This is a genomic window from Brachybacterium sp. GCM10030252 (genome assembly GCF_042666535.1).
In the GTDB taxonomy this organism is placed as follows: domain Bacteria; phylum Actinomycetota; class Actinomycetes; order Actinomycetales; family Dermabacteraceae; genus Brachybacterium.
In genome coordinates, this window is the sequence record NZ_JBHTDM010000023.1 from 1 (window position 1) to 5,821 (window position 5,821).

General features: G+C 72.1%; 7 protein-coding genes. All 7 read left to right on the top strand.

Annotation, left to right across the window (positions count from 1 at the left end; all coding sequences use genetic code 11):
• The first annotated feature begins 364 nt into the window (after nt 1-364).
• Nucleotides 365-982, top strand: coding sequence for a MarR family transcriptional regulator (locus ACFQRJ_RS12640; RefSeq protein WP_377019495.1), 618 nt, complete (start codon nt 365-367; stop codon nt 980-982).
• A gap of 75 nt (nt 983-1,057) precedes the next feature.
• Nucleotides 1,058-1,618, top strand: a complete 561-nt coding sequence (gene efp, locus ACFQRJ_RS12645) for an elongation factor P (protein WP_377019496.1) — start codon at nt 1,058-1,060, stop codon at nt 1,616-1,618.
• On the top strand, nt 1,615-2,151 hold the full coding sequence (locus tag ACFQRJ_RS12650; RefSeq protein ID WP_377019497.1) for a transcription antitermination protein NusB: 537 nt from the start codon (nt 1,615-1,617) through the stop codon (nt 2,149-2,151). Before efp ends, ACFQRJ_RS12650 begins: the two co-directional genes overlap by 4 nt.
• A gap of 217 nt (nt 2,152-2,368) precedes the next feature.
• Entirely contained in the window at nt 2,369-2,974 is a 606-nt protein-coding gene (pyrR, locus tag ACFQRJ_RS12655; RefSeq protein WP_377019499.1) for a bifunctional pyr operon transcriptional regulator/uracil phosphoribosyltransferase PyrR, read from the top strand.
• Nucleotides 2,971-3,933, top strand: a complete 963-nt coding sequence (locus ACFQRJ_RS12660; RefSeq protein ID WP_377019500.1) for an aspartate carbamoyltransferase catalytic subunit — start codon at nt 2,971-2,973, stop codon at nt 3,931-3,933. Before pyrR ends, ACFQRJ_RS12660 begins: the two co-directional genes overlap by 4 nt.
• Nucleotides 3,934-3,955: 22 nt before the next feature.
• Complete coding sequence (locus tag ACFQRJ_RS12665) at nt 3,956-5,272, top strand: dihydroorotase (RefSeq protein WP_377019503.1); 1,317 nt, start codon at nt 3,956-3,958, stop codon at nt 5,270-5,272.
• Nucleotides 5,272-5,763, top strand: coding sequence for a hypothetical protein (locus ACFQRJ_RS12670; RefSeq protein WP_377019502.1), 492 nt, complete (start codon nt 5,272-5,274; stop codon nt 5,761-5,763). The genes ACFQRJ_RS12665 and ACFQRJ_RS12670 overlap by 1 nt, the downstream gene beginning before the upstream one ends.
• Nucleotides 5,764-5,821: the final 58 nt, after the last annotated feature.

The window sequence follows — 5,821 nt, forward strand, 5'->3', positions numbered from 1 at the left end:
CCAAAACGCCGTCCCCACCAGCTACGGTCGGGATCAATCACCTCGTGCAAACAGCCTGACCCAGAACAGCCACTGACTCCAACCAGCTTGACAACACCCGTGAGCTACATGTTCGTGCCAGTGCCAGTGCCAGTGCCAATGCCGGTGCTGTTCGTGCCAGTGCCGGTGGCAGATCGGCCACGTGGAGATTTCCTGTCCCGATGCCCGGGACCGACCCGGCACAGTCCCGTCCTCTCGGCGTGTTCCGGCTGATCTCGGGGAGTCTGCGTCGAAGCGCTGTACTCTCTGGAACAGTCGTAATCGGCGTAGTCACCGTCCGGTATCGCGGACGCGACGGAGACCCCGGATCAGGTGGTGGAAGCCCATGTTCGTCCTGTCGTTCTCCGGTGAGGCGCTGCGCGCCCGTTCGAGCACCGACCCGGTCCCCGCACTGCTCGAATCGCTCTCGCCCATCCCCCTCGCGCTGCCCGCCGAACGCACCGCTGGCCCCGACGTGCTCGCCCTCGCTGCTCGGGCCGACGCCGCTCTGGAGGCACTGCTGCGTGCCCGCGAGGACGGGGACTGGGCGATCGGTCTCGGGGTCGGAGCGATCGAGAAGCCCCTGCCCGAATCGGTCCGCGCGGTCGCGGGCCCAGCGGTCGATGCCGCTGCCGGCGCGGTGCGATCCGCCCGCACCACCTCGAGCGTCCCCGTCGTCGTACGGGCCGCCGATGCGCGCCACCGCGAGACCGCCGAGGACGCCGAGGCCGTGCTGCGCCTGATCGGGTGGATGATCCGTACCCGCAACCGCGGCCAGTGGGAAGCTGTGCGCGCCCTGAGGGAGCATCCCGGTGCGACGCAGGCCCAGCTGGCCCAGCGCCTCGGGGTCACCCAGCAGACCGTCTCGCGGGCGGTGAAGACCAGCGGCTGGCGGGAGGAGCACGCCGCGCACCCGCTGGCGATACGCCTGCTGAGCATGATCGACCTCACGTCGGCCCGCTGAGCGTGCCCGTCTCGCCCGGCGGGTGCCTGCCTGCGCGCTATCCTTGACGGGCCCCGACGACTACCGAGGAGACTCATGGCGACGACGAACGACCTCAAGAACGGGATGGTCCTCGTTCTGGACAAGCAGCTGTGGAGCGTTGTCGAGTTCCAGCACGTCAAGCCCGGCAAGGGCCCGGCCTTCGTGCGCACCAAGCTGAAGAACGTCATGTCCGGCAAGGGAGTCGACAAGACCTTCAACGCCGGCGTGAAGGTCGAGACGGCGACCGTGGACCGACGCGACATGCAGTTCTCCTACATCGACGGCGAGATGTACGTCTTCATGGACACCTCGAACTGGGAGCAGACCAGCCTCACGCCGGAGATCGTCGGTGACGCCAAGGACTTCATGATGGAGGGCCAGGACGTCGTGGTGGCCTTCCACGAGGGCAACGCGCTGTTCGTGGAGCTGCCCCCGTCGGTGGTCATGGAGATCCAGTTCACCGAGCCCGGCCTGCAGGGCGACCGCTCCAGCGGCGGCACCAAGCCCGCGACGCTGGAGACCGGCCGCGAAATCCAGGTGCCGCTGTTCCTGAACCAGGGCGACAAGGTCAAGGTCGACACCCGCAGCGGCGAATACCTCGAGCGCGTCAAGTGACCCCAGGTTCCACCTCTGAGGAGCCCGGAGCTTCTCGGGACCCCGGCCTCCCTCTCCCCGCGCGGGAGGGGGAGGAGTTCAGCTTCGAGCGCACCATCCCCGCCCGCACCGACCGCCTCCACGGCCGCTCCCGCGACCGGGTCCGTGCCCTGGACGTGCTGTTCGAGGCCGACGCCCGGCAGCTGGACGTGCTCGATGTGCTCGAGGAACGGCTGCGGGTGACCGCCGCGCAGACCCCGCTCCCGCAGCGCGCGCGGGATCTGGTGGAGCTGTACGCGCCCTACGCCGTCGACATCGACGAGGACCTCGCGACGCATTCGCGTGACTGGCCCCTGCACCGCATGCCGGCCGTGGACCGGGCCGTGCTCCGCCTCGGAGCCGCCGAGGTGCTCTACGGCGAGGAGGAGGCGGGTCGCGGCGCGATCATCGGCGAGTACACCAAGATCGCCGAGGTGCTCTCGACCGACGACTCCCCGCGGTTCGTCAACGGGCTGCTGCAGCGCCTGGTCGACATCCGCGGACTGGTCAGCTGACGGGGCCGCCGACCCCCGACAGGCACAGGCCTCCGACAGGGACGGACAGCGCACCGCTCGAGGCTCCCGGACGGATTGGCCCGGCGACTCGGGCGCGGCGTCCGAGGGGCGGTCCCGCGCGCGGCGCCCGGCCGATCCCGCTTAGACTCGGCACAGCTCGCACGAGCACCACACCCTTTAACGACACGTCCCGTGAGGCGTGGAAGGGAGAACACCCATGCATGACGACGACACGAGCCCCGCGGACCTCCGCGAGGCAGAGCGCTCCCGGGTCCTCGGGGCGGAGGAGATCCGCCGGGCCCTGACGCGCATCGCCCACGAGATCCTCGAGAGCGGCCACGGGGCCGACGACCTCGTGCTCCTGGGCATCCCGCATCGCGGGGTCCCGCTGGCCGAGCGACTCGCGCAGCAGATCACCCGGGCCGAGGGTGACCAGCGCCCGGTCGACGACCTCGCCGGCAGCCTCGACATCACGATGTACCGCGACGATCTGCGCCACAACCCGACCCGCGCTCCCAGCCCCACGAGGATCCCGCGTGCCGGGATCGACGGCCGCACCGTCGTGCTGGTCGACGACGTGCTGTATTCCGGCCGCACCGTGCGCGCCGCCTTGGACGCGCTGGGCGCGATCGGCCGCCCGTCCGCCGTCCGCCTCGCGGTCCTGGTCGATCGCGGGCACCGGCAGCTGCCCATCCGCGCCGACCACGTCGGCAAGAACCTCCCCACCTCCCGCAGCGAGCGCGTGCACGTCCAGCTCGCCGAGACCGACGGGGAGGACGCGGTCGACATCGTCCGTCCGGCAGCGGGGGAGGGACGGGCATGAGGCACTTCATCTCCATCGCCGACCTCGACCGCGCCGAGGCGACCGCCGTGCTGGCCACCGCCGCGCACATGGCCGAGACCCAGTCCCGCTCGATCCGCAAGCTGCCCACCCTGGTGGGCACCACCGTGGTCAACCTCTTCTTCGAGGACTCCACCCGCACCCGGATCAGCTTCGAGGCGGCCGCGAAGCGGCTCTCGGCCGACGTCATCAACTTCTCCGCCAAGGGCTCGAGCCTCTCCAAGGGCGAGTCGCTCAAGGACACGGCGCTGACTCTGCAGGCCATGGGGGCCGACGCGGTCGTGGTGCGCTCCGGATCCTCCGGCGCGGCCCACCTGCTGGCCCACGCCGGCTGGATCGATCAGCCCATCGTCAACGCAGGGGACGGTGCGCACGAGCACCCCACCCAGGCGATGCTCGATGCCTTCACCCTGCGCCGCCACCTGCGTCCCGGAGATCCCACCGCGGGCCTGGACGGCTGCCACATCGTCATCGTCGGCGACATCCTCCACTCCCGCGTGGCCCGCTCGAACGTGCTGCTGCTGACGCTGCTGGGGGCGCGGGTGACGCTGGTCGCCCCGCCCGCCCTGGTGCCCGTCGGCGGCTCGGCCTGGCCCTGCGAGGTCGCCTACGACCTCGACGAGGCCCTGGCCACCGGACCCGACGCCGTCATGATGCTGCGCGTCCAGCGCGAACGCATGGTCGGCGGCGGCTTCTTCCCCACCGAGGGGGAGTACTCCCGCCGCTACGGACTGACCACGGCGAGGGCCGCCGCGCTGCCGGAGCACGCGATCGTCCTGCATCCCGGCCCGATGAACCGCGGCTTCGAGATCGCGGGGGACGTCGCCGACTCCCCGCGCAGCGTCATCGTCGAACAGGTCGCCTCCGGCGTGTTCGTGCGCATGGCCGTTCTCTACCACCTGCTCGCCACCGACGCCCGGGAGGCGCCCCGTGAGAACTGAGACCGCCGCACCCACCGCCGGGATCGGCTCCGCCGGCGCGGAGGCCGCCCCGCTGCTGATCCGGGGCGGCCGCCCCTACGGGGAGGACGTCCAGGACATCCTCCTCACCGGCGGGCTCATCGAAGCCGTCGGCACCGACCTCCCGGCCCCCGAGGGCGCCGAGGTGATCGAGGCCGACGGGTGCATCGTGCTGCCCGGCCTCGTGGATCTCCACACCCACCTGCGCGAACCCGGCGGGGAGGAGGCCGAGACCGTCGAGACCGGCACCCGTGCCGCCGCCCGCGGCGGGTTCACCGCCGTGCACGCGATGGCCAACACCACGCCGGTCGCCGATACCGCCGGCGTCGTCGAGCAGATCGCGCGCCGCGGGGAGGACGCCGGCTGGTGCTCCGTGCGCCCCGTCGGCGCGGTCACCGTGGCGCTGGCCGGTCAGCGGCTGGCCGAGCTCGACGCGATGGCGAACTCGGCCGCCTCCGTGCGCGTGTTCAGCGACGACGGCAAGTGCGTGCACGATCCCGTGCTGATGCGCCGCGCTCTGGAGTACGTCAAGAGCTTCGACGGGGTGATCGCCCAGCATGCGCAGGATCCGCGGCTGACCGAGGGCGCCCAGATGCATGAGGGCGTGGTCTCCGCCGAGCTGGGACTCTCCGGCTGGCCCGCCGTCGCCGAGGAGTCGATCATCGCCCGCGACGTGCTGCTGGCCCAGCACGTCGGCTCGCGCCTGCACGTGTGCCACCTCTCCACCGCCGGCAGCGTGGACATCGTCCGCTGGGCCAAACAGCGCGGCATCGCCGTGACCGCTGAGGTGACCCCGCACCACCTGCTGCTGACCGACGAGAACGTGCGCCAGTTCGACGCCGTGTTCAAGGTCAACCCGCCCCTGCGCACCGCCGAGGACGTCGAGGCCGTCCGCGAGGGCCTGGCCGACGGCACGATCGACATCGTCGCCACCGACCACGCCCCGCATCCCCGCGATGCGAAGGACCGTGAGTGGGACCAGGCCGCGATGGGCATGACCGGGCTGGAGACGGCCCTGTCGCTGGTGCAGTCCACCATGGTCGAGACCGGCCGGCTCAGCTGGCGCGACGTGGCCCGCGTGCTGTCCGAGAAGCCCGCCGAGATCGGCCGCGACGACGACCAGGGCCGCCCGCTCGAGGCCGGCGCTCCGGCTCACGTCCTGGTGTGGGACCCCCGTCCGGTCCGCGTCACGGATCCGGCCGAGCACGCCTCGCGCAGCCGCAACTCCCCGTTCGCCGGACTCGAGCTGCCCGGTCGGAACCGGCTGACCGTGCTGGGCGGCCGCGCCACGGTGCGTGAGGGCATCGTGGTGGAGCACTGATGGACCAGCTCGTCCCGGTCCTGCTCCTGGCCGCCCTGTTCGCCCTGATCCTGCTGGGGATGGCGCGCGGGTGGCGACGCCGCGGCCGCTCCCAGCAGCACCTGCCGGTCCCCTCCGGAGCCCCGCTCGCCGAGCTCGGGGAAGAGGTGGAGCTGGGCCCGTTCGAGGCCGTGTACGTCGACACCGTCCTCGCCCGGCAGCCCCTCGAGCGCGTCGTCGCCCACGGCCTCGGCCAGCGCTCCGCCGCCCAGGTGAGCGTCTCCGAGACCGGCACCTGGCACATCGCCCGCCGCGGCGTGCCCGCCGTGACGATCCCCGCGGCCTCCGTCGACGAGGTCACCGCCGGCCCCGGCATGGCCGGCAAGTTCATCGGCGGCGACGGCATCCTCATCCTCCGCTGGCGCCTCGGCGACCAGCTCCTCGACACCGGTCTGCGTCTCGCCCGCCGCGCCGACCACGACCTCCTGCTCTCCCGGAAGGAGCACTCATGACTGCCCCCACCCCCCACAGGGCCGGCCCGCCCGCCCCCGCGACCGCCCCCTCCGGCAC

Bases quoted from the DNA above. Each gene is read 5' to 3' on its own strand.
- ACFQRJ_RS12640 (WP_377019495.1), top strand. From the start codon at position 365: ATGTTCGTCCTGTCGTTCTCCGGTGAGGCGCTGCGCGCCCGTTCGAGC.
- efp (WP_377019496.1), top strand. From the start codon at position 1,058: ATGGCGACGACGAACGACCTCAAGAACGGGATGGTCCTCGTTCTGGAC.
- pyrR (WP_377019499.1), top strand. From the start codon at position 2,369: ATGCATGACGACGACACGAGCCCCGCGGACCTCCGCGAGGCAGAGCGC.
- ACFQRJ_RS12660 (WP_377019500.1), top strand. From the start codon at position 2,971: ATGAGGCACTTCATCTCCATCGCCGACCTCGACCGCGCCGAGGCGACC.
- ACFQRJ_RS12670 (WP_377019502.1), top strand. From the start codon at position 5,272: ATGGACCAGCTCGTCCCGGTCCTGCTCCTGGCCGCCCTGTTCGCCCTG.